Below are 19,928 nucleotides of genomic sequence, written 5' to 3'. Positions count from 1 at the left end.
CTGCTTCGCAGCCCAGCGGGAGCAAGCTCCCTCGCCACGGGGGATCAAATTGAAATAGGAAATTGGAACCAATAAAAAGCCCGCCCGATCATGTGATCGGGCGGGCTTTTGGGTGTCGCTCGGAAATTACTTCTTCAAACCGTAATGCTCATCGAGCATGCCGGGCGAATTCGGGGCCTTCGGCGCGTAGTCCCGTGGTGGTTCCTGGATCCCTTTCGGTGGGGTCAGGCGTTCCCGCGGGCTCTGTGCCGCATCGGCCTGCAGGGCAGCCAGCAGGCGTTGGCGAGTCTGCTCGTCCAGGGCCAGGCGATTGGCGCCCTCGGACAGGTGATCCTGGACTTCCTGGTAGCTCTGGGTGAGTTTTTTTACCAGGGAAGCGGTGCTGTTGAAGTGAGTGACCACTTCATTCTGGTAACTGTCGAAACGTTCCTGGATGTCGTCCAGCTGACGTTGGGTGCTGTTGGGCACCGCGTTCGGCAGCAGGCGGGCAAGCAGGAATCCAATGGCGACACCGGCAACCAGGGCAAGAGTCGGCAACAGCCAAACTAAGAGCGAGTGTTCCACGAGTCCTTCCTCTATAAACGGCTTTGCTTTACGTTAACGGCTCGGACCTGCGCTGTATACCGCGAAGAACATCGCAATGATGCCAGGCACAGACTTTTAGCTAGACGAGTCGACCCTATTCGGGGTCACGGAGTTCTTTCCTTGCTTATGCGCGAAACCCCTGTAGTCATCGATGGCCCGGTGGGCCAACTGGAAGCGTTGTACCTGGACAGCGAGGCGCCCCGTGGCCTGGCGCTGATCTGCCACCCGAACCCGGTGCAGGGCGGGACCATGCTCAACAAAGTGGTTTCGACCCTGCAGCGCACCGCCCGCGATGCCGGTCTGGTTACGTTGCGTTTCAATTATCGCGGCGTCGGCGCCAGCGCCGGCAGCCATGACATGGGCACCGGCGAAGTGGACGACGCCCAGGCCGCAGCCGCCTGGCTGCTGGAAAAACACCCGGGCCTGCCCCTGACCCTGTTCGGTTTCTCCTTTGGCGGCTTCGTTGCCGCAACCCTGGGCGGGCGCCTGGAAGCCCAGGGCCAACCGCTCAAGCACCTGTTCATGGTGGCACCGGCGGTGATGCGCCTGGATGAGCAATCGCCCTTGCCGACAGATGGTGAGCTGACCGTGATCCAGCCGGAAACCGACGAAGTGGTCGATCCGCAACTGGTCTACGCATGGTCTGACGCGCTCCAACGCCCCCATGAGCTGCTGAAAGTGGCAGAATGCGGACACTTTTTTCATGGCAAGCTGACCGATCTCAAGGATCTGCTCCTGCCGCGCCTCTCGAATTGACAGCAGTCTGACAAGCGATAACCCATGACGACGCGTACCCGTATCCTGACCGGCATCACCACCACCGGCACCCCGCACCTGGGCAACTATGCCGGCGCCATCCGTCCGGCGATCCTCGCCAGCCGCGACAGCAACGCCGATTCGTTCTACTTCCTGGCCGACTACCACGCCCTGATCAAATGCGATGACCCGCTGCGCATCCAGCGTTCGCGCCTGGAAATCGCTGCGACCTGGTTGGCCGGTGGCCTGGACGTGGACCGCGTGACGTTCTATCGCCAGTCCGACATTCCTGAAATCCCGGAGCTGACCTGGCTGCTGACCTGCGTCGCCGCCAAGGGCCTGCTCAACCGCGCCCACGCCTACAAGGCGTCGGTGGACAAGAACGTCGAGGCCGGCGAAGACCCGGACGCCGGCATCACCATGGGGCTGTACAGCTACCCGGTGTTGATGGCGGCCGACATCCTGATGTTCAACGCCCACAAGGTGCCGGTCGGTCGCGACCAGATCCAGCACGTGGAAATGGCCCGTGACATTGGCCAGCGCTTCAACCACCTGTTCGGCCAGGGCAAGGAGTTCTTCACCATGCCCGAGGCGCTGATCGAGGAGAGCGTCGCCACGCTGCCGGGCCTCGATGGTCGCAAAATGTCCAAGAGCTACGACAACACCATCCCGTTGTTCAGCAGCGCCAAGGACATGAAGGACGCGATCTCGCGAATCGTCACCGACTCCCGCGCCCCGGGCGAAGCCAAGGACCCGGACAACTCGCACCTGTTCACCCTGTTCCAGGCCTTCGCCACTGCCGAACAGTCCGCCGAATTCCGCAGCGAACTGCTGCAGGGCCTGGGATGGGGCGAGGCGAAGAATCGCCTGTTCCAATTGCTCGATGACCAGTTGGGTGAAGCGCGCGAGCGTTATCACCAGTTCATCGAGCGTCCATCGGACCTTGAGGACATCCTGCAACTGGGCGCCAAGAAAGCCCGGGCCGTGGCCACGCCGTTCCTCAACGAGCTGCGCGAGGCGGTTGGCCTGCGCTCGTTTGTCAGCCAGGTCCAGGTGACGACCCAGACCAAAAAGAAAGCGGCCAAGGCAGCCCGTTTTGTCAGCTTCCGCGACGAGGACGGCAGTTTTCGCTTCCGCCTGCTTTCCGCCGAGGGCGAGCAACTGTTGCTCTCGAACAACTTTGCCGACGGCAAGACCGCCGGGCAGGTGACCAAGCAATTGCAGTCCGGCCAACCCTTGGACGTGCGCAGCGACGACCTGGGTTTCAGCGTCTGGCTCGACGGCGCATGCGTGGCCCAGAGCCCTGCGTTCGCTGACAGTGCCGCCCGGGATGCAGCCATCGACGCGTTGCGCGTGGCACTGACGCCTGCCCAGGACTGACCGAAGGCGTTACCCGACCATCGGCCCGAATAAGGGCCGATTGCCATTCTTCTGGGCCATCGCTACAGTGACGGCCCGTTTTTGTTGCCTTGCTAACGAATATGACGCCCCTAGAACGATATCAAGCTGATCTGAAACGCCCGGAATTCTTCCACGACGCAGCCCAGGAAACGGCCGTGCGGCACTTGCAGCGCCTGTACGACGACCTGATCGCCGCGTCGAACAACAAACCGGGTTTGTTGGGCAAACTGTTCGGCAAGAAAGACCAGGCACCGGTCAAGGGCCTGTATTTCTGGGGTGGTGTCGGCCGTGGCAAGACCTACCTGGTGGACACCTTCTTCGAAGCGCTGCCGTTCAAGGAAAAGACGCGGACGCACTTCCACCGCTTCATGAAGCGCGTGCACGAGGAAATGAAAACCCTGGGCGGCGAAAAGAACCCGCTGACCATCATCGCCAAGCGTTTCGCCGCCGAAACCCGGGTGATCTGCTTCGATGAATTCTTCGTTTCCGACATCACCGACGCCATGATCCTCGGCACGCTGATGGAAGAACTGTTCAAGAATGGCGTGACGTTGGTCGCCACCTCGAACATCGTGCCCGATGGCCTCTACAAGGACGGCCTGCAACGGGCGCGCTTCCTGCCAGCCATCAAGCTGATCAAGGAGCACACCGAAGTCGTCAACGTCGATAGCGGCGTGGACTATCGCCTGCGTCATCTTGAGCAAGCGGAGCTGTTCCATTTCCCATTGGACGCTGCCGCCGAAGAAAGCCTGCGCAAGAGCTTCCGCGCGCTCACGCCGGAATGCACCCAGGCGATCGAAAACGACGAGCTGATCATCGAAAATCGCAAGATCCGCGCCATCCGCACCTGCGACGACGTCGCCTGGTTCGACTTCCGCGAACTGTGCGACGGCCCGCGCAGCCAGAACGACTACATCGAACTGGGCAAGATCTTCCACGCCGTGCTGCTGAGTAATGTCGAGCAGATGAGCGTCACCACCGACGACATCGCCCGTCGCTTCATCAACATGGTCGACGAGTTCTACGACCGCAACGTGAAGCTGATCATTTCGGCGGAAGTCGAACTCAAGGATCTCTATACCGGTGGTCGCCTGACGTTCGAGTTCCAACGGACCTTGAGCCGGTTGCTGGAAATGCAATCCCACGAATTCCTGTCGCGGGCGCACAAGCCTTAAGGAATTCGCAATAAAGGCCTGGCGATTGGGGCGTTGCTGTTCATTCAAGGGCAGCAAAATAACTTGTGGCGAGGGAGCTTGCTCCCGCTGGGTTGCGCAGCAGCCCCTCGCGCCACAACGGTTTATCCAAGCCCCAATACCGCTAAAACGACATATAGCGAGCCAAGTCGTCCTGTCGCTGGCACCCGATCAATAACCACAAGAGAATCCTCGCTTTGCGCGGACAGGCAAAGCCAGCCATCGAAGCGCCTCTTCGTATCAAGTCCATTTCGCCACCCTTGAACCCGTAAGTTGAGCGAGCCGTGGAGCCGGAGCCACAGCGAGTGGCAACGATGACTGGGATCTTGTCGGCTATGGTATCGATCGCCTCAGCCCAAGTTCCAGAAAGGTGCCCTGCACCGAAACCAGCAATGACCAGCCCCTCGTAGCCCAGTGCAAGAACGTTCTCCAGCAGCAAGGTGTCGGCAGACAGTGCCGCTTCTAACAAGGCGACCTTGTGTGTCGTGTGTTGCGGAGAGGGCAAGACACTGCGCTGTCGTGCAGGATGCAAATAGCGAACTGCGTTTTCCACCAGCAGACCGGCCGGGCCCAGGTTGGGCGAAGAAAAAGCCTGCAACCCCATTGAATCGCTTTTGCGAACCGCATGCGCCGAATGAATCTGCCCGTTCATCACCACCTGCACGCCTCGTCGCCGGCTGTTCTTGGCCAAGCCAACTCGACAGGCGTCCAACAGGTTTCCCGGTCCGTCGGCCCCTGCCTGGGCCGCTGAACGCATCGCACCAGTGAGAACCAAGGGTTCGTCGTGGTCCCATAGAAAATCAAAAAACGTAGCGGCTTCTTCCAGCGTATCGGTACCTTGAGTGATGACAATACCCACTGCCCCCTGCTCGATCTGATATTTCGCCCAACAGAGAACACTCAGAAGATACTCGAAATCCAATGAAGCGCTGGGCAACATTCCCAGCGTTTCGACGGTGACGTGGGCGTGTGACCTCAGCTCCGGTATTGAAGCCAGCAGGGTTGCGCCGCTGACAGTCGGGACCACGCCTTCTCCGGTGGCCCGGGCCTGCATGCTGACGGTGCCGCCGAGTGACGCGATGGCCAGTTTTGGCAGGTTCATGCAAATACCTCACTTTCAATAAGAATGGCTGTATGCGCCGAGTCTCAAGGCCGCAATACAGCCAAGGGATGAAGGAATCAGAGGGGGATCAGCAGTCCGATAAACGGAATGATCAGCACGGTGCTAATGGCCATGGACAGCACATTGGCGATGAAAGGATGCATGTCCGCAGGCACCCGCTTGGCAATGGCGCACGCCAGTGGCGGCGCAATCAAAGCACCCAGCAAGGCGCTTGAAACGATCACCTGCCAACTGTCGCCGTAGGTCAACAACGCCGCCGGAACCACTGAAACCAATGGAACGTAGGTGGGATACCAGCCGCGCAATATCCATTGTCTACGCCAGATCACCACGCCCAGTGCCGAGGTCAATGCTTGCGCACCGATCAATTGGGGCAGCAACCCCGAGCCGTAGGCTGGGCTCATCGGGCTCAAGCTGTAGGCCAGCAATGCACCCGCTATCAGGCCGAGGCTGGCCCATTCATTGCCGAAGAATGGTGCCTCGGAAAAATCCGCCAGGATCCGGCGTAGCGTCCAGACGACGCCGTAATCCGGCGTCTTGGCGGGAAGTGAGGCTCGTGGTGGCTCGGATGGTTCAGCCGATGCTTGTGGCTTCACCAGGCCCGGCTGGTAGCGACAGATCAGAAAGGCGATGACGCTGGCGACAGCCATGCCCGAGACATTGCCAATCACGACGGGTAATCCGAACGGATTGCAGACGTAGTTGACGATCAACAAGCAGGCGGGTGTGACCAGCAAAGCGCCCATGACTGCGCCATTGATCGCGACCTTCCAGCCGCCTCCAAACATCAGCACCATGGCCGCTGGCAATGAAACGAAAGCGGCGAAGGTGGGCTGCCAAGCGGTGGCGGTCACTGTCCAGCCCCACAACAGGTTACTGAGCAAGAGCCCCAGCAATGAGCTGGTGACGAGCCACGGCCACAGGCCGCTGCCATAGCAGATGGAAAAACCCTGCCAGGCTTTTCCGGTCCGATTGGCCCGGTACGCGAGGTAGGCCCCGGCGAGTAGCCCGATAGAGGCGAACTCATGCTTGTAGAACGCAACCTCGCTGATATCCCCCAGCACCCAGCGTAGCCAGGCACTGGGCTGCGGCAGGTTCGACACCATGTGACTGTAGTCTGGCCAGTGGGCGAGCCACGAGGCGCGGTGTGTGAATGAAAGCCAGATGACCAGCGCTATGGCACCGAGCATCAGCAGAACGATGGCGACGTCCAGCTGTGATCGGGTGGTCAACTGGCGTTGTTCGAGTTTTTTGCTTGTGGTTTCCATTGGATCGCACCCTTATCAACGCGGCAGAGAAGGGTGCTGGGTGTAGCCAAGCATTTGATCGTAAAGGTCGGCTCTACGATCGCGGTGCAGGTCGTTCAGGTTGTTCCAGATGGCGGCGCTGCGGGAACTGGTCAGGTCGATGTCGGCAAACAGGATTTCCTGTTGGTCGGCGGATGCCACCGCACCGATTGGCCAGCCATTGGTGCCCGCGATCAGCGAGCAGCCCAGGTAGCGGGCACCGCGCTCTTCACCTATGCGACTAGCCGCTGCGATAAAGACATTGTTGATGTGCGCAGCCGTCATCGTCAGGTACGAGGCCATGCATTTGCCGGCGTCATCAAACAGAGGCGGTGGTGTCCAGACCCAATTGTTCAGACTGCATATGATGTCCGCGCCTTGCTGGCTGAGGATTCGCGGCACTTCCGGAAACCAGATGTCCCAGCAGATCAATAGTCCGATGCGGCCGATGGATGTTTCGAACACTGGAAAGCCGATATCGCCTGGCGTGAACCAGAGTTTTTCCAGATTCCACAGATGCGCCTTTCGATACTTGCCGATAAAGCCGTCAGGCCCCACCAGGACGCCGGTGTTGAAGAGACGCATTCCTTCGCGCTCCGCCAAACCAGCTACCAGGAAGACTTGCTGCTGACGGGCGAAATCGATCCAGGCCTGCACGCTTCGCCCGTCGGGGACCGACTCGGCGTGTTCGAACGCGTCCTGCCTGCTGCTGAAGAAATAGCCGGCATTCGACAGCTCGGGCAGGACGACAAGGTTGGCGCCGCCTTCGACCGCTTCCTGGGCCAACGCAAGGCTGCGCAGCAGATTGGTTTCTCGATTATTGATGCCTACCTGTGGGTCGAATTGCACGACGGCGACACGAACAGGGCTGATTGGCTCGCTCATGGGATAACCTCTTTTTATTGTTATTACGCTGTGTATTGGCGTGTGTATAAGAGGCTAAACAGGCAGGGATGTAAGTCGGCCGTTTCCTTGTAGGTTGTAGGCAACTTCTGAAGATGGACATTGGAACGCTTTAGGGGGACTCGGCAGCACCATGGTCAGGTGCCAAGGTTATAGTGCGGGTAGTCGTTCAGGGAGAATCCGCCGTTGAAGATCGCAGCGGTCTTGTCGCAGATGTGGATGGCTGCATCGACGGCGCCTCGAAAACAAGGCTCTGTCCAACCAGCGTCCACGGAAAACGACTCGCCGGAAAAATACAGGCCCGAATGATGACCAAAATCCCTGTTGTATTTCATCAGGCTCACGGCATCGCCGTAGGTACCTGGTCGGTATAACTTTGCACAACCCAACGAGTTTTTATCTGTGATCCACCGTTGGACCACGGCTTGATCGAGTCCGATATAGGGCGAAATTCTCTCGTGGATATTGGTACATCTCATGAGTATTCGATCCAGCTCCTTGGCGCACTTGCTGACAAGCGCCTTGTCGCTGAATGAGGCGAGTTTGGTTGCATCGTCCTCCCATGTGTAGCTCAGCAGAATGCAGTCATAGCTGTAATTCTCGTTGTAGCGATAGGTATAGACGTCGTGGATGAAGCTGTCGGTGACGATGGTCTGCGGGATGTTCCTGTTTTTTGATAGAAACGATTTTTTCAACGGTGCGAATACTTTGCAGCTGGTCTCCCAATGAGCTGTTTTATAGGCGTTGATTGTTTCGAACGGCAGCATCTGCGGCGTGAAGTTCTCAAGCTCGATACGGGTTTCGATCAGCCAGGAGGGAAGTGTCACGATGACCGAGTCGAAGTCCTCGAAACGGTGTCGGGTTCGCTCGGACAGACTGTGTAGCCAGTCGAAATGAACGCGCGTCTTTCCATCGGCCAGCTTGGTCAATCTAGTCACCGATGAATCCATGAGCAGGCCGTCTTTTCTTCCGAGGCAATGGTCGTGGAAGGATTTACCGGTCTCGGCGATTTTCATGAACATCAGGCATTCGCTCAAGGCTGCGAGCCCGATATAGCGAGGGCCGTCGAAGTTCAGCCCCACCGAATCAACCACGGTTTCGCTATACAGATGGGGCGATGGTAATGGATCACCCAGTGAGTCCACCCGGCCGAGCACTAACTGCAAGTGGCTGCTGAACCCAAATATCGCGGTGCGAAGTGGATACAGCGAGCAGACATCGTAGAACGCCCCCCAACTGCCGTCGCCTATGCCGATTGCGTAGAAGATCGCGGACTCATCGGCAGACATGCCCATGCCCCCGAAATCACCCGGTGCATGCTGATCCCAGGCTTGTAAGGCTGGCATGGTCACCAAGTCGCGAAATGAAACATTCTGATATTTCGCAACGATCGCCTGCCACATGGCTTCCCATCGTTCACTGGCATACACCTCGGCGACGTGACGAGTCATTCTGTCGGCAAAGGCGTTCCACTTTGCATATACCTTTTGCAGCTCGCTGCCGGGCGGCGGTGTACTGCCGTCTTCGTTTTTCCAGATCAGCATTTGCGGCGTCGGCTTGCCGCCAATGGTGCCCTCGCGCAAGTAAATGCCCGTCGAGCGGACCCATTGGCTTCCTGGATTAGCGAAATCGACAGTCGATAAATCAAACGCCTTGGCGTAGTAAGCCATCAGCGACCGGCCTTCCGTCGGTGGTTCATCCGACCGGTTGAAAAAGGGCATGCGCATGGCGCCCATCTCGAAAGGGGTATGGCTCGCGGTGGATTGTTTACTCCCGGGGACGGTCAGGTGCCTGCCGCCGATGCGACTGGATTGTTCGATCAGGGTGATGTGGGTGAATCCGCAACGATAGAGTTCCCTCGCGGCCGTCAACCCGGTGATACCCGCACCGATGATGCAAATCCTATGTTTTGGTTCGGTAGCCTTGGCAATGCCCTCTTTCTGTTCGACCAACGCCCGGTAGTCGAAGCACAAATCGGGAGGGTTTGGAAAGCGAGCGACCCATTTCTTGTCAGTCGAGCGCTTGGCCCGAGTGATGCCCCGGGTGGCGGAGGCGGGGTAGTTGTAGCTTGATCCGATAGTCACTGTTGATCGTCCCTGATGGTGTTTTTTCAGGGATTGATGTTGCGGTGTTCATGGGGCGCTGTATGTGAGCGAAACTCGGCACTCGGGCATTCTGCGTTCTGTTTTTCCTGTAGGAATGTGCGAGGACGGTGGTCTTGTGTTGCGGATGGTTGAAGGTGGGAGCGAGCCTGCTCGCGAAGGGGGACGGCATGTCCAGCGTAGATGCAAGCTGACCCACCGCCTTCGCGAGCAAGCCCGCTCGCACCTGGACTGTATTGCGCCCTGGCTCACGCCGCCTGCTGAAACTGCTGCCGATACTGGTTCGGCGACAGGTCGGTGTGTTGCCGGAACAATCGCGCAAAAAAGCTCGCATCGTCGTAGCCAACTTCGTAGCTGATGGTCTTGATGCTCTTGCGGCTGCCGGAGAGCAGGCCCTTGGCGGTTTCGATCCGCAGCCGTTGCAGGTAATGCAGCGGTTTATCGCCGGTGGCGGTTTGGAAGCGACGCATGAAATTGCGGATGCTCATGCCATGTTCACGGGCGACGTCCTCGAAGCGGAACTTGTCGGCGAAGTGCTCTTCGAGCCACTGCTGGATCTGCAGGATGATCACGTCCTGGTGCAGTTTTTGCCCGCCGAAACCAATGCGTCCCGGTGAATAGCTGCGCTGTACTTCGTAGAGAATGTCTCGCGCCACGGCTTGGGCGACGTTGGCGCCGCAGAAGCGTTCGATCAGGTAGATGTAGAGATCGCACGCCGAGGTGGTGCCGCCGGCGCAGAACAGGTTGTCGGCATCGGTCAGGTGCTTGTCCTGGTTCAGGTGCACCTTGGGGAAGCGTTCCTTGAAAGCATTGAAGAAACGCCAATAGGTGGTGGCCTCCTTGCCGTCGAGCAGCCCGGCCTCGGCCAGCCAGAACACCCCGGTGGCTTCGCCGCAGAGTACCGCGCCGCGCGCATGTTGTTCGCGCAGCCAAGGCAGGACTTGTGGGTAACGTTGGCAGAGGGTCGCGAAGTCGTCCCAGAACGCCGGCAGGATGATGACGTCGGTGTTTTCCAGGCCACCGTCCACCGGCATGATCACATCGCTGAAGCTGTTCACCGGTTTGCCATCGGGGCTGACCAGGCGGGTTTCAAACGCCGGGGTCAGGCCGCGGCCCAGTTGTTTGCCATAGCGCAGGCTGGCCAGGTGGAAAAAATCCTTGGCTTGCATGAGGGTGGAAGCGAAAACCCGGTCGATGGCCAGGATGCTGACGCGCCGCAAGGGCGTGGAGACGTGCATGGGCATAATTCATCTTTATTTTTATAGGGGATAGTGGTCATCAAACGGCTGGATCGTCTTATTTTTTGGCGCAAGTGTCCAGTGTCCCGTTGTGCGCCGCAGGCTTAGGCTCTTTCGGATGACCTGTTCAACAATAACCAAAGGTGCGCCATGATCCCAAGAACCCTGTTCAGTCCCGAGCACGAATTGTTCCGAGACACTGTACGAACCTTCCTTGAAAAAGAAGCCGTGCCGTACCACAGCCAGTGGGAAAAACAGGGGCATGTCGATCGTAAGCTCTGGAACAAAGCGGGGGAGGCGGGCATGTTGTGCTCGCACCTTCCAGAGGCCTACGGCGGGCTGGACGCGGATTTCCTCTACAGCGCCGTGGTGATCGAGGAGATCGGCCGCCTGGGGCTGACCGGGATCGGCTTCTCGTTGCACTCCGATATCGTCGCGCCGTACATCCTGCATTACGGCAGCGAGGCGTTGAAACACAAGTACCTGCCGAAACTGGTGTCCGGTGAAATGGTCACGGCCATCGCCATGACCGAGCCGGGCGCGGGATCGGACCTGCAGGGGGTGAAGACCACGGCAGTGCTGGACGGTGACGAATACGTCATCAACGGCTCGAAGACGTTCATCACCAATGGCTTCCTTGCGGACCTGGTCATCGTCGTTGCCAAGACTGACCCGAAGGCGGGCGCCAAGGGCACTAGCCTGTTCCTGGTGGAAGCGGGCACGCCGGGCTTCGAGAAAGGCAAGCGCCTGGAGAAAGTCGGGATGAAGGCCCAGGACACATCCGAATTGTTCTTTCAGGACGTGCGGGTGCCGATGGAAAACCTCTTGGGGCAGGCTGGAATGGGCTTCGCCTACCTGATGCAGGAACTGCCCCAGGAGCGCCTGACTGTCGCCATCGGTGGCCTGGCCTCGGCCGAAGCGGCATTGCAATGGACGTTGGACTACACCCGCGACCGCAAGGCATTCGGCAAGTCCATCGCCGATTTCCAGAACACCCGTTTCAAGCTCGCGGAAATGGCCACCGAGATCCAGATCGGCCGGGTCTTCGTCGATCGTTGCCTGGAGCTGCACCTGCAAGGCAAGCTCGATGTGCCGACGGCGGCGATGGCCAAATACTGGGGCACCGACCTGCAGTGCAAGGTGCTCGACGAGTGCGTGCAGTTGCATGGCGGCTACGGTTTCATGTGGGAATACCCGATTGCCCGGGCGTGGGCGGATGCGCGGGTACAGCGGATCTATGCCGGGACCAATGAGATCATGAAGGAGATCATTGCGCGGTCGCTTTGATAAGGGGGTGGGTCTGAGTCGGCTATCGCGAGCAAGCTCGCTCCCACAGGGGATTTGTGCCTGATCGTATATTCGTGATCAGCACAGCCCCCCTATGGGAGCGAGCTTGCTCGCGATGAGGCCTATGGATCAGGGCGCCGGGTTCGGCTGGTCCTTGTGAATCGCCTCGATCCCCGCCAACACTTCATCCGACAGTTTCAGGTCGAAGCTGGCGATGTTGCTGTCCAGTTGCTCCAGCGTGGTGGCGCCGATGATGTTGCTGGTCACGAACGGCTGCTGGGTGACGAACGCCAGGGCCATCTGCGCCGGGTCCAGCCCATGTTCGCGGGCCAGGGCGACATAGCGACTGCAAGCCGCTTCCGACTGCGGGTTGAAGTAGCGCATGAAGCGGCTGTACAGCGTCAGGCGGCCCTTGGCGGGGCGTGCGCCGTTCTCATATTTACCCGACAGGAAGCCGAACGCCAGCGGCGAATAGGCCAACAGGCCACACTGTTCGCGGATGGCAATCTCCGCCAGGCCGATTTCAAAGCTGCGGTTGAGCAGGTTGTACGGGTTCTGGATCGACACCGCACGTGGCCAGCCACGGGCTTCGGCCAGGGCGAGGAACTTCATGGTGCCCCACGGCGTTTCGTTGGACAGGCCGATGTGGCGGATCTTGCCTGCGCGGACTTGTTCGTCGAGGGCTTCGAGGGTTTCCTCCAGCGGCGTGAAATCTTCGTCGGCCTTGTGGGTGTAGCCCAACTGGCCAAAGAAATTGGTGCTGCGCTCCGGCCAGTGCAGCTGGTAAAGATCGATCCAGTCGGTCTGCAGGCGCTTGAGGCTGGCGTCCAGGGCTTCGACGATGTGTCGGCGGTTGTGCTTGAGGTTCTTGTCGCGGATGTAGTCGATGGTGTTGCCGGGGCCGGCGATCTTGCTGGCCAGGATCCAGTCGGCGCGGTCGCCACGGCTCTTGAAGTAATTGCCGATGTAGCGCTCGGTAGTGGCGTAGGTCTCGGCCTTCGGCGGCACAGGGTACATCTCGGCGGTGTCGAGAAAATTGATCCCGGCCCCCTTGGCGCGTTCGATCTGGGCGAACGCCTCTGCCTCGCTGTTCTGCTCGCCCCAGGTCATGGTTCCGAGGCACAGGGCGCTGACGTTCAGATCGGTACGGCCTAGCTTGCGATAGTCCATCGGGGACTCCTTGGGCAAAACAATCATAAAAGCAGGTTGAAATATTTTTCGCAATCTGCATAATTGCGCACCTCTTTCTGCAGTGGAAGTGATGCGCCGCCGCCGAAGAATCTTGCCGTTGAACGGACGCGCCGACCCGAGCCCCCGAAAGCGTCTGTATCCGGCTGCCTTTGACTTGTCAAAGTACGCACTATTCAGTAAGATCCGCCGTCTAATTTACAGGGCGGCCCCTGAGGCTATAAAGAATGAAAACTTTTACTGCTAAACCGGAAACAGTAAAGCGCGACTGGTTTGTCGTCGACGCTGCTGGTCAGACCCTGGGTCGTCTGGCCACCGAAATCGCGAGCCGTCTGCGTGGCAAGCACAAGCCTGAGTACACCCCTCACGTTGACACCGGTGACTACATCGTCGTGATCAATGCCGAGCAAGTACGTGTTACTGGCGCTAAAACCACTGACAAAATGTACTACTCCCACTCCGGTTTTCCTGGCGGCATCAAGTCGATCAACTTCGAAAAGCTGATCGCCAAAGCCCCTGAGCGCGTGATCGAGACCGCGGTTAAAGGCATGCTGCCTAAGAACCCACTGGGTCGCGACATGTATCGTAAGCTGAAGGTTTATGCGGGCGCTGCTCACCCTCATACTGCTCAGCAGCCCCAAGAACTGAAGTTTTAACGGAATAGTTCATTATGTCGGCGACTCAAAATTACGGCACTGGCCGTCGCAAGACTGCAACCGCACGCGTTTTCCTGCGTCCGGGCACTGGTAACATCTCCATCAACAACCGCTCCCTGGATAACTTCTTCGGCCGCGAAACTGCCCGCATGGTAGTTCGTCAGCCGCTGGAACTGACCGAGACCGTCGAAAAATTCGACATCTACGTCACCGTTATCGGTGGTGGTGTAAGTGGCCAGGCTGGCGCAATCCGCCACGGCATCACTCGCGCCCTGATGGATTACGACGAAACTCTGCGCAGCGCCCTGCGTAAAGCTGGCTTCGTAACTCGCGATGCTCGCGAAGTTGAACGTAAGAAAGTCGGTCTGCGTAAAGCGCGTAAGCGTCCGCAGTACTCGAAGCGTTAATTTCGCTTCCGCGTTCAAAAGGCGCCCAGTTCCTCACGGAGCTGGGCGTTTTTTTATGTGCGAAATAATTGCTCTGTGACAACTTGCCACATTCGTAGAGCCCCTATACTACAAGGCTTGGCGGTTTGGCCGCATGGTAATTACCTTGTCAGAATTGGGGCTTTTCATTACCATTCGGCAAAATTTTTATAAGTTCAGATTTTTACTTAGTAGACGCCTGATCTAACAGGCCACAAAGCTGATGGGAGAGGACTGAATGAGCAATGACGGCGTGAATGCAGGCCGGCGTCGCTTCCTGGTAGCAGCCACATCCGTGGTGGGTGCTGCAGGAGCGGTGGGGGCTGCGGTCCCGTTCGTGGGGTCATGGTTTCCCAGCGCCAAGGCGAAAGCCGCAGGTGCACCGGTGAAAGTGAATGTCAGCAAGATCGAGCCAGGCCAGCAGATGATTGCTGAGTGGCGCGGTCAGCCGGTGTTCATCGTCCGCCGTACAGAGGAGATCCTGGGGAATCTGAAAAAGATCGAGGGCCAGCTGTCCGATCCCTCTTCCAAGAACTCGGTCCAACCGGAATACGTCAACCCTGAAACGCGATCGATCAAGCCGGAAGTCCTGCTGCTGATCGGGATCTGCACGCACCTGGGTTGCTCGCCAACGTTCCGTCCCGAAGTGGCCCCTGCCGACCTGGGCAAGGATTGGGTAGGTGGCTATTTCTGCCCATGCCACGGCTCCCACTATGACCTGGCGGGTCGCGTCTACAAATCCCAGCCTGCACCCCTGAACCTGCCAGTTCCCCCGCATTCCTATGAGTCGGATGATGTCATCGTCATCGGCGTCGACACGGAGAAAGCGTGATGAGCAAACTTATGGATTGGGTTGATGCGCGCTTTCCCGCGACCAAGATGTGGGAAGACCATCTCAGCAAGTATTACGCCCCGAAGAACTTCAACTTCTTCTACTTCTTTGGTTCCCTCGCATTGCTCGTTCTGGTCAACCAGATCGTCACCGGTGTCTGGCTGACCATGAGCTACACCCCGTCGGCGGAGGAAGCGTTTGCCTCCGTCGAATACATCATGCGCGACGTCGAGTACGGCTCGATCCTGCGCCTGCTGCACTCCACCGGCGCTTCGGCGTTCTTCATCGTGGTCTACCTGCACATGTTCCGTGGCCTGCTCTACGGTTCGTACCAGAAGCCGCGTGAGCTGGTGTGGGTCTTCGGCATGCTGATCTACCTGGCGCTGATGGCTGAAGCCTTCATGGGCTATCTGCTGCCTTGGGGCCAGATGTCCTACTGGGGCGCCCAGGTGATCATCTCGCTGTTCGGTGCGATCCCGGTCATCGGCGACGACCTGACCCAGTGGATTCGTGGTGACTATCTCATCTCGGGTATCACCCTGAACCGCTTCTTCGCCCTGCATGTCGTGGCGCTGCCGATCGTGATCCTCGGCCTGGTGGTGCTGCACATCCTGGCGCTGCACGAAGTGGGTTCGAACAACCCGGATGGCGTGGACATCAAGAAGCACAAGGACGAGAACGGCGTACCGCTGGACGGCATTGCCTTCCACCCGTACTACACCGTGAAAGACATCGTCGGCGTGGTGGTCTTCCTGTTCATCTTCTGCTCCATCGTGTTCTTCTTCCCGGAAATGGGCGGTTACTTCCTAGAGAAGCCGAACTTCGAGCAGGCGAACGCGTTCAAGACCCCAGAACACATTGCGCCGGTCTGGTACTTCACACCGTTCTACGCAATTCTGCGGGCGATTCCGGACAAGTTGCTGGGCGTGATCGCCATGGGCGCAGCCATCGCCGTGCTGTTCGTCCTGCCGTGGCTGGACCGCAGCCCCGTCAAGTCGATGCGCTATAAAGGCTGGCTGAGCAAGATCTGGCTGGTGGTGTTCTGCATCTCGTTCGTGATCCTGGGGGTGCTGGGCGTACTGGCGCCGACACCGGGGCGTACGTTGCTCTCGCAGGTTTGCACGTTCCTTTACTTCGCCTACTTCATTCTGATGCCTTTCTATACCAGGCTCGAGAAGACCAAACCGGTTCCGGAAAGGGTGACTGGCTGATGAAAAAGCTATTTGCTGTACTGATTCTTGCTGCCATGCCTGTACTGTCCTTCGCGGCTGAACACGGTGGTCCGGAGCTGGAAAAGGTCGACATCGACGTTTCCGACAAAGCAGCCATGCAGGACGGCGCGCGTACGTTCGCCAACTACTGCATGGGTTGCCACAGTGCCAAGTTCCAGCGCTACGAGCGTGTGGCTGATGACCTGGGCATCCCCCATGAAATGATGCTCGAGAAGCTGGTGTTCACCGGTGCCAAGCTGGGTGACCACATGACCATCGGCATGCAGCCTGCGGACGCCAAGACCTGGTTCGGTGCAGCGCCGCCCGACCTGACCCTGGTGGCGCGCGTGCGTGGCACCGACTGGCTCTATGGCTACTTGCGCTCGTTCTATGAAGATCCTGCGCGTCCATGGGGCGTGAACAACAAGGTCTTCCCGAACGTCGGCATGCCGAACGTCCTGGTCGGCCTCCAGGGTCGCCAGGTGGTAGGCTGCAAACAGGTTCAGATCGTCGAACACGGCAAGAAGCAGTATGATCCGCTGACCGGCACGGCCTTGACCCATGAAGCCTGCGACCAGCTGACCATCGTGCCGAACTCCGGCACCCTGACGCCTGAGCAGTTTGACGAGAAGGTCAAGAACCTTGTGACCTTCCTGGCCTACTCGGCCAACCCGGTGAAGCTGGAGCATCAGCGCATCGGTACGTATGTCTTGCTGTACCTGGCGTTCTTCTTCGTATTCGCATATCTGCTCAAGCGTGAATACTGGAAAGACGTTCATTGATAAAGCTGTAAGCCGTTGCTGTTAATCGTGCGCGCCCAAGGGCGTCTCTGAAGGTGTAACGAGCCTGGTCGGCCAGGTGGTTACGGGAGACGCCCTCTGGGCGCGCTCGTTTTTCCGTTTTTCGATAATTTCAACAAGCGAGGAGGATCGCCATGGGCGTGACCAATCGGTTGGCCTGTTACTCCGACCCCGCCGACCACTATTCCCACCGGGTACGTATCGTACTGGCCGAGAAGGGTGTCAGCGCCGAGATCATTTACGTCGAAGCGGGCCGTCAGCCGCCGAAGCTGATCGAGGTGAACCCTTACGGCAGCCTGCCCACCCTGGTCGATCGCGACCTGGCGTTGTGGGAATCGACTGTGGTGATGGAATACCTGGATGAGCGTTATCCACATCCGCCTTTGCTGCCGGTGTACCCCGTTGCGCGTGCGAACAGTCGTTTGCTCATTCACCGCATCCAGCGTGACTGGTGCGGGTTGGTGGACCTGATCCTGGATCCTCGAACGAAGGAGCCGGCACGGGTCGTGGCGCGCAAGGAGCTGCGCGAAAGCCTGACGGGCGTGTCGCCGCTGTTTGTCGACAAGCCGTTTTTCCTCAGTGAGGAACAAAGTCTGGTGGATTGCTGCCTATTGCCCATACTCTGGCGTTTGCCGATCCTGGGTATCGAACTGCCGCGGCCCGCCAAGCCGCTGCTTGATTATATGGAGCGCCAATTTGCGCGTGAGGCTTTCCAGGCGAGTCTGTCTGGCGTCGAACGCGACATGCGCTAAGGCTTAGGGAGCCGCTATGAACTCCAGTCGACCTTATCTGGTCCGCGCGCTCTACGAGTGGATTGTGGACAACGATTGCACCCCGCACATGCTGGTTAACGCCGAGTATCCATCGGTACAGGTGCCGCAGGGTTTTGCCAATGACGGGCAGATTGTCTTGAACGTGTCGCCGGCCGCTGTGCGTCATCTGCACATGGACAACGATGCGGTCAGCTTCGAGGGGCGTTTTGGCGGGGTACCGCATACGCTTTATGTGCCGATTGCTTCGATCCTGGGGATTTATGCTCGGGAGAACGGGCAGGGCATGGTGTTCGAGTTGGAAGTGCCGTTGGATGGCGAAGAAGAGTTCGAGGCGGATGATGACATGCCGCCACCGGATGACGAACCGCCACGGCCTACCGGGCGGCCGAGCTTGAAGGTGGTGAAGTAGGCTACAGATATGTGCCAGTCATTGAGTGTGCGATAGCCTGCAACTTGGTGAAGAAAATGCCTGTATCGTGAGATGCGGGCATTTTTTTGTCGTAGTCGGTGTGTATATCCGTTGCTGCGGTAACGGCGGCTTATGGTTCCGCCCTTACGGCGGCTCACTTTTTTCAGACGCCAAAAAAGTAAGCAAAAAGGCTTGCCCCACCACTCGGTGCCTCGCCGAGGCTCGGCATGCCCTCACTCCGGCATTGCTCCGTGGGCCCGCCGCGAAGGGCCATCCATGGCCCAGCGCGGCTATCCCGGCATCCATGCCGGGATGCCCACTGCGCAACGCCTGCGTTCGGCCATCGTGGTTAACGGGGCGTCGAAGATCAAAGTCCAAAGCAAGATCAAGATCAAGATCAAGATCAAGATCAAGATCAAGATCAAGGGCAAGAGCGGGGTGCGCGCCGATCCAAGTCTCAAATGATACATAAAAAAACGGCGCTTTCCTTTTCAGGAAAAGCGCCGTTTTTTTACGAGCACTTATATCAATCAATGTACTCAAACAACTTCACAATCTTCTGCACCCCAGACACACCCTGCACCAGGTTGGTCGCCTGCGCAGCCTCCTGTTTGGTCAGCAGCCCCAGCAGATAGACGATCCCGTTCTCGGTTACAACCTTGATGCGCGATCCTGGAATGCTGGCGTCGGTCAACATCTGCGTCTTGATCTTGGTCGTCAGCCAGGCATCGTTCTGGCGCGCCAGCAGGGAGGAGGGCTGGAGGACCTGCAGTTCGTTATGCACGGTCTTGACCCGCTGCACGGCGCTGGCTTCCTGTTCGGCCTTGGCCTTGAGGTCGGCGCGTGGCGTCTGGCCGGCCAGCAGTACGACACCGTTGAAGCTGGTGACGACGATGTGCGAGTTGTTGTCCAGGTCCGGGTCGGCCTTGGCGATGTTCACGCCAACTTTGGTTTCGATCAGCGAGTCATCGATCTTGCTGCCGAAGGTGCGGGTGCCGCGGTCATCTTCAATCGGCTTTTCCCGGCTGGCGTTAACCACCGATGTGCAGCCGCTGATGCCGAGGCACAGGGTCAGGGCCAGAAGGCCTAGGCGATTAGGGGTCATTCTTCACTCCCGAACAGTTGGCTGTCGATCAAGTCGCAAAGGCAGTGGATCGCCAGCAGGTGGACTTCCTGGATACGTGCGGTGACATTGGCTGGTACGCGAATCTCGACATCTTCGGGCAAGAGCAGGGATGCCATGCCGCCGCCGTCGCGACCGGTCAATGCTACGACAATCATTTCGCGATCATGTGCGGCCTGGATCGCTTGAATAATATTGGCCGAGTTACCGCTGGTGGAAATCGCCAGAAGCACATCGCCGGGCTGGCCGAGGGCGCGGATCTGCTTGGAGAAGACTTCGTTGTAGCTGTAGTCATTGGCAATCGAGGTGATCGTCGAGCTGTCGGTCGTCAGCGCGATGGCCGGCAGGCTCGGGCGCTCGCGTTCGAAACGGTTGAGCAGCTCCGAGGAGAAGTGCTGGGCATCGCCGGCGGAGCCGCCGTTGCCGCATGAGAGCATCTTGCCCTCGTTGAGCAGGGCGTTGACCATCACTTGGCTGGCTTGCTCGATGTGCGGTGCAAGTACGTCCATCGCCTGTTGCTTGGTGTCGATGCTGGCCTGAAAAAGCTGGCGGATTCGCGATTGCATGTCCATCTGTGTGACCTTAAGTAGCGCGACTTATCGGCACAGGCATGTGCGGCGCGCAAAGCAAAGAGCAA

The 19,928-nt window shown here is 58.7% G+C and carries 21 protein-coding genes; 12 read left to right on the top strand and 9 right to left on the bottom strand.

Going from position 1 to position 19,928, the window contains the following annotated elements:
• Positions 1–126 precede the first annotated feature (126 nt).
• Entirely contained in the window at positions 127–564 is a 438-nt protein-coding gene (locus Q7C33_RS02355) for a ZapG family protein (RefSeq protein WP_198796612.1), read from the bottom strand.
• A 147-nt stretch (positions 565–711) separates the two neighbouring features.
• On the opposite strand from Q7C33_RS02355, the gene Q7C33_RS02350 reads away from it, so the two are divergent.
• The 3 genes from Q7C33_RS02350 (at position 712) to zapE (ending at position 3,917) form a co-directional block, all read left to right on the top strand.
• On the top strand, positions 712–1,341 hold the full coding sequence (locus Q7C33_RS02350; RefSeq protein WP_258648959.1) for an alpha/beta hydrolase: 630 nt from the start codon (positions 712–714) through the stop codon (positions 1,339–1,341).
• Positions 1,342–1,365: 24 nt separating this feature from the next.
• The gene (locus Q7C33_RS02345) at positions 1,366–2,721 is read left to right on the top strand and encodes a tryptophan--tRNA ligase (RefSeq protein ID WP_323154504.1); all 1,356 of its coding nucleotides are present in this window, start codon (positions 1,366–1,368) and stop codon (positions 2,719–2,721) included.
• Positions 2,722–2,822: 101 nt separating this feature from the next.
• Positions 2,823–3,917 carry a cell division protein ZapE gene (gene zapE, locus Q7C33_RS02340; protein ID WP_407682770.1) on the top strand — a complete coding sequence of 365 codons (1,095 nt, stop codon included), beginning with the start codon at positions 2,823–2,825 and terminating at the stop codon, positions 3,915–3,917.
• Positions 3,918–4,059: 142 nt separating this feature from the next.
• Here the strand turns inward: zapE and Q7C33_RS02335 are convergent, their stop codons facing one another.
• The 5 genes from Q7C33_RS02335 to Q7C33_RS02315 form a co-directional block, all read right to left on the bottom strand.
• Entirely contained in the window at positions 4,060–5,037 is a 978-nt protein-coding gene (locus Q7C33_RS02335) for an asparaginase (RefSeq protein ID WP_407682769.1), read from the bottom strand.
• 77 nt (positions 5,038–5,114) lie between these two features.
• Entirely contained in the window at positions 5,115–6,326 is a 1,212-nt protein-coding gene (locus tag Q7C33_RS02330) for a hypothetical protein (RefSeq protein ID WP_407682768.1), read from the bottom strand.
• A gap of 15 nt (positions 6,327–6,341) precedes the next feature.
• Positions 6,342–7,229: a nitrilase family protein gene (locus Q7C33_RS02325; protein WP_407682767.1), complete on the bottom strand. Its 888-nt coding sequence runs from the start codon at positions 7,227–7,229 to the stop codon at positions 6,342–6,344.
• Between the two features lie 155 nt (positions 7,230–7,384).
• Entirely contained in the window at positions 7,385–9,331 is a 1,947-nt protein-coding gene (locus Q7C33_RS02320; RefSeq protein WP_407682766.1) for a flavin monoamine oxidase family protein, read from the bottom strand.
• Positions 9,332–9,597: 266 nt separating this feature from the next.
• Positions 9,598–10,494: a GlxA family transcriptional regulator gene (locus Q7C33_RS02315; protein ID WP_187293302.1), complete on the bottom strand. Its 897-nt coding sequence runs from the start codon at positions 10,492–10,494 to the stop codon at positions 9,598–9,600.
• A gap of 243 nt (positions 10,495–10,737) precedes the next feature.
• On the opposite strand from Q7C33_RS02315, the gene Q7C33_RS02310 reads away from it, so the two are divergent.
• Entirely contained in the window at positions 10,738–11,874 is a 1,137-nt protein-coding gene (locus Q7C33_RS02310) for an acyl-CoA dehydrogenase family protein (RefSeq protein WP_407682765.1), read from the top strand.
• Between the two features lie 129 nt (positions 11,875–12,003).
• Here the strand turns inward: Q7C33_RS02310 and Q7C33_RS02305 are convergent, their stop codons facing one another.
• A complete protein-coding gene (locus Q7C33_RS02305) occupies positions 12,004–13,044 on the bottom strand; it encodes an NADP(H)-dependent aldo-keto reductase (RefSeq protein WP_198796609.1) in 1,041 nt (346 codons plus the stop codon).
• A gap of 245 nt (positions 13,045–13,289) precedes the next feature.
• Here Q7C33_RS02305 and rplM point away from each other — a divergent pair, with 245 nt between their 5' ends.
• The 8 genes from rplM to Q7C33_RS02265 all read left to right on the top strand — a co-directional run bounded on the left by rplM (position 13,290) and on the right by Q7C33_RS02265 (position 18,633).
• Positions 13,290–13,718 carry a 50S ribosomal protein L13 gene (rplM, locus tag Q7C33_RS02300; protein WP_003205365.1) on the top strand — a complete coding sequence of 143 codons (429 nt, stop codon included), beginning with the start codon at positions 13,290–13,292 and terminating at the stop codon, positions 13,716–13,718.
• Between the two features lie 14 nt (positions 13,719–13,732).
• Positions 13,733–14,125 (top strand): 30S ribosomal protein S9, encoded by a 393-nt coding sequence (rpsI, locus tag Q7C33_RS02295; protein ID WP_003228056.1) that lies wholly within the window; start codon positions 13,733–13,735, stop codon positions 14,123–14,125.
• 256 nt (positions 14,126–14,381) lie between these two features.
• Complete coding sequence (gene petA / locus Q7C33_RS02290; protein WP_030138562.1) at positions 14,382–14,975, top strand: ubiquinol-cytochrome c reductase iron-sulfur subunit; 594 nt, start codon at positions 14,382–14,384, stop codon at positions 14,973–14,975.
• Positions 14,975–16,186, top strand: coding sequence for a cytochrome b (locus Q7C33_RS02285; RefSeq protein WP_030138561.1), 1,212 nt, complete (start codon positions 14,975–14,977; stop codon positions 16,184–16,186). The genes petA and Q7C33_RS02285 overlap by 1 nt, the downstream gene beginning before the upstream one ends.
• Positions 16,186–16,968, top strand: coding sequence for a cytochrome c1 (locus Q7C33_RS02280; RefSeq protein WP_030138560.1), 783 nt, complete (start codon positions 16,186–16,188; stop codon positions 16,966–16,968). Before Q7C33_RS02285 ends, Q7C33_RS02280 begins: the two co-directional genes overlap by 1 nt.
• A gap of 152 nt (positions 16,969–17,120) precedes the next feature.
• Positions 17,121–17,738 (top strand): glutathione S-transferase N-terminal domain-containing protein, encoded by a 618-nt coding sequence (locus tag Q7C33_RS02275; RefSeq protein WP_030138559.1) that lies wholly within the window; start codon positions 17,121–17,123, stop codon positions 17,736–17,738.
• A 16-nt stretch (positions 17,739–17,754) separates the two neighbouring features.
• The gene (locus tag Q7C33_RS02270; RefSeq protein ID WP_030138558.1) at positions 17,755–18,168 is read left to right on the top strand and encodes a ClpXP protease specificity-enhancing factor; all 414 of its coding nucleotides are present in this window, start codon (positions 17,755–17,757) and stop codon (positions 18,166–18,168) included.
• Between the two features lie 276 nt (positions 18,169–18,444).
• Positions 18,445–18,633 (top strand): hypothetical protein, encoded by a 189-nt coding sequence (locus tag Q7C33_RS02265; RefSeq protein WP_407682858.1) that lies wholly within the window; start codon positions 18,445–18,447, stop codon positions 18,631–18,633.
• A 61-nt stretch (positions 18,634–18,694) separates the two neighbouring features.
• On the opposite strand, the gene Q7C33_RS02260 is transcribed toward Q7C33_RS02265, so the two are convergent.
• Together Q7C33_RS02260 and Q7C33_RS02255 are read right to left on the bottom strand one after the other, a co-directional pair.
• The gene (locus Q7C33_RS02260; RefSeq protein WP_030139689.1) at positions 18,695–19,273 is read right to left on the bottom strand and encodes a BON domain-containing protein; all 579 of its coding nucleotides are present in this window, start codon (positions 19,271–19,273) and stop codon (positions 18,695–18,697) included.
• Positions 19,270–19,863 carry a phosphoheptose isomerase gene (locus Q7C33_RS02255; RefSeq protein WP_007928463.1) on the bottom strand — a complete coding sequence of 198 codons (594 nt, stop codon included), beginning with the start codon at positions 19,861–19,863 and terminating at the stop codon, positions 19,270–19,272. The genes Q7C33_RS02260 and Q7C33_RS02255 overlap by 4 nt, the downstream gene beginning before the upstream one ends.
• Positions 19,864–19,928 lie beyond the last annotated feature (65 nt).

It is taken from the genome of Pseudomonas sp. BP11-1-1 (genome assembly GCF_052112105.1).
Classification (GTDB): Bacteria; Pseudomonadota; Gammaproteobacteria; order Pseudomonadales; family Pseudomonadaceae; genus Aquipseudomonas; species Aquipseudomonas alvandae.
The sequence above is the reverse complement of the archived record's forward strand: the minus strand, read 5'-3'. Positions and strand labels throughout refer to the sequence as shown.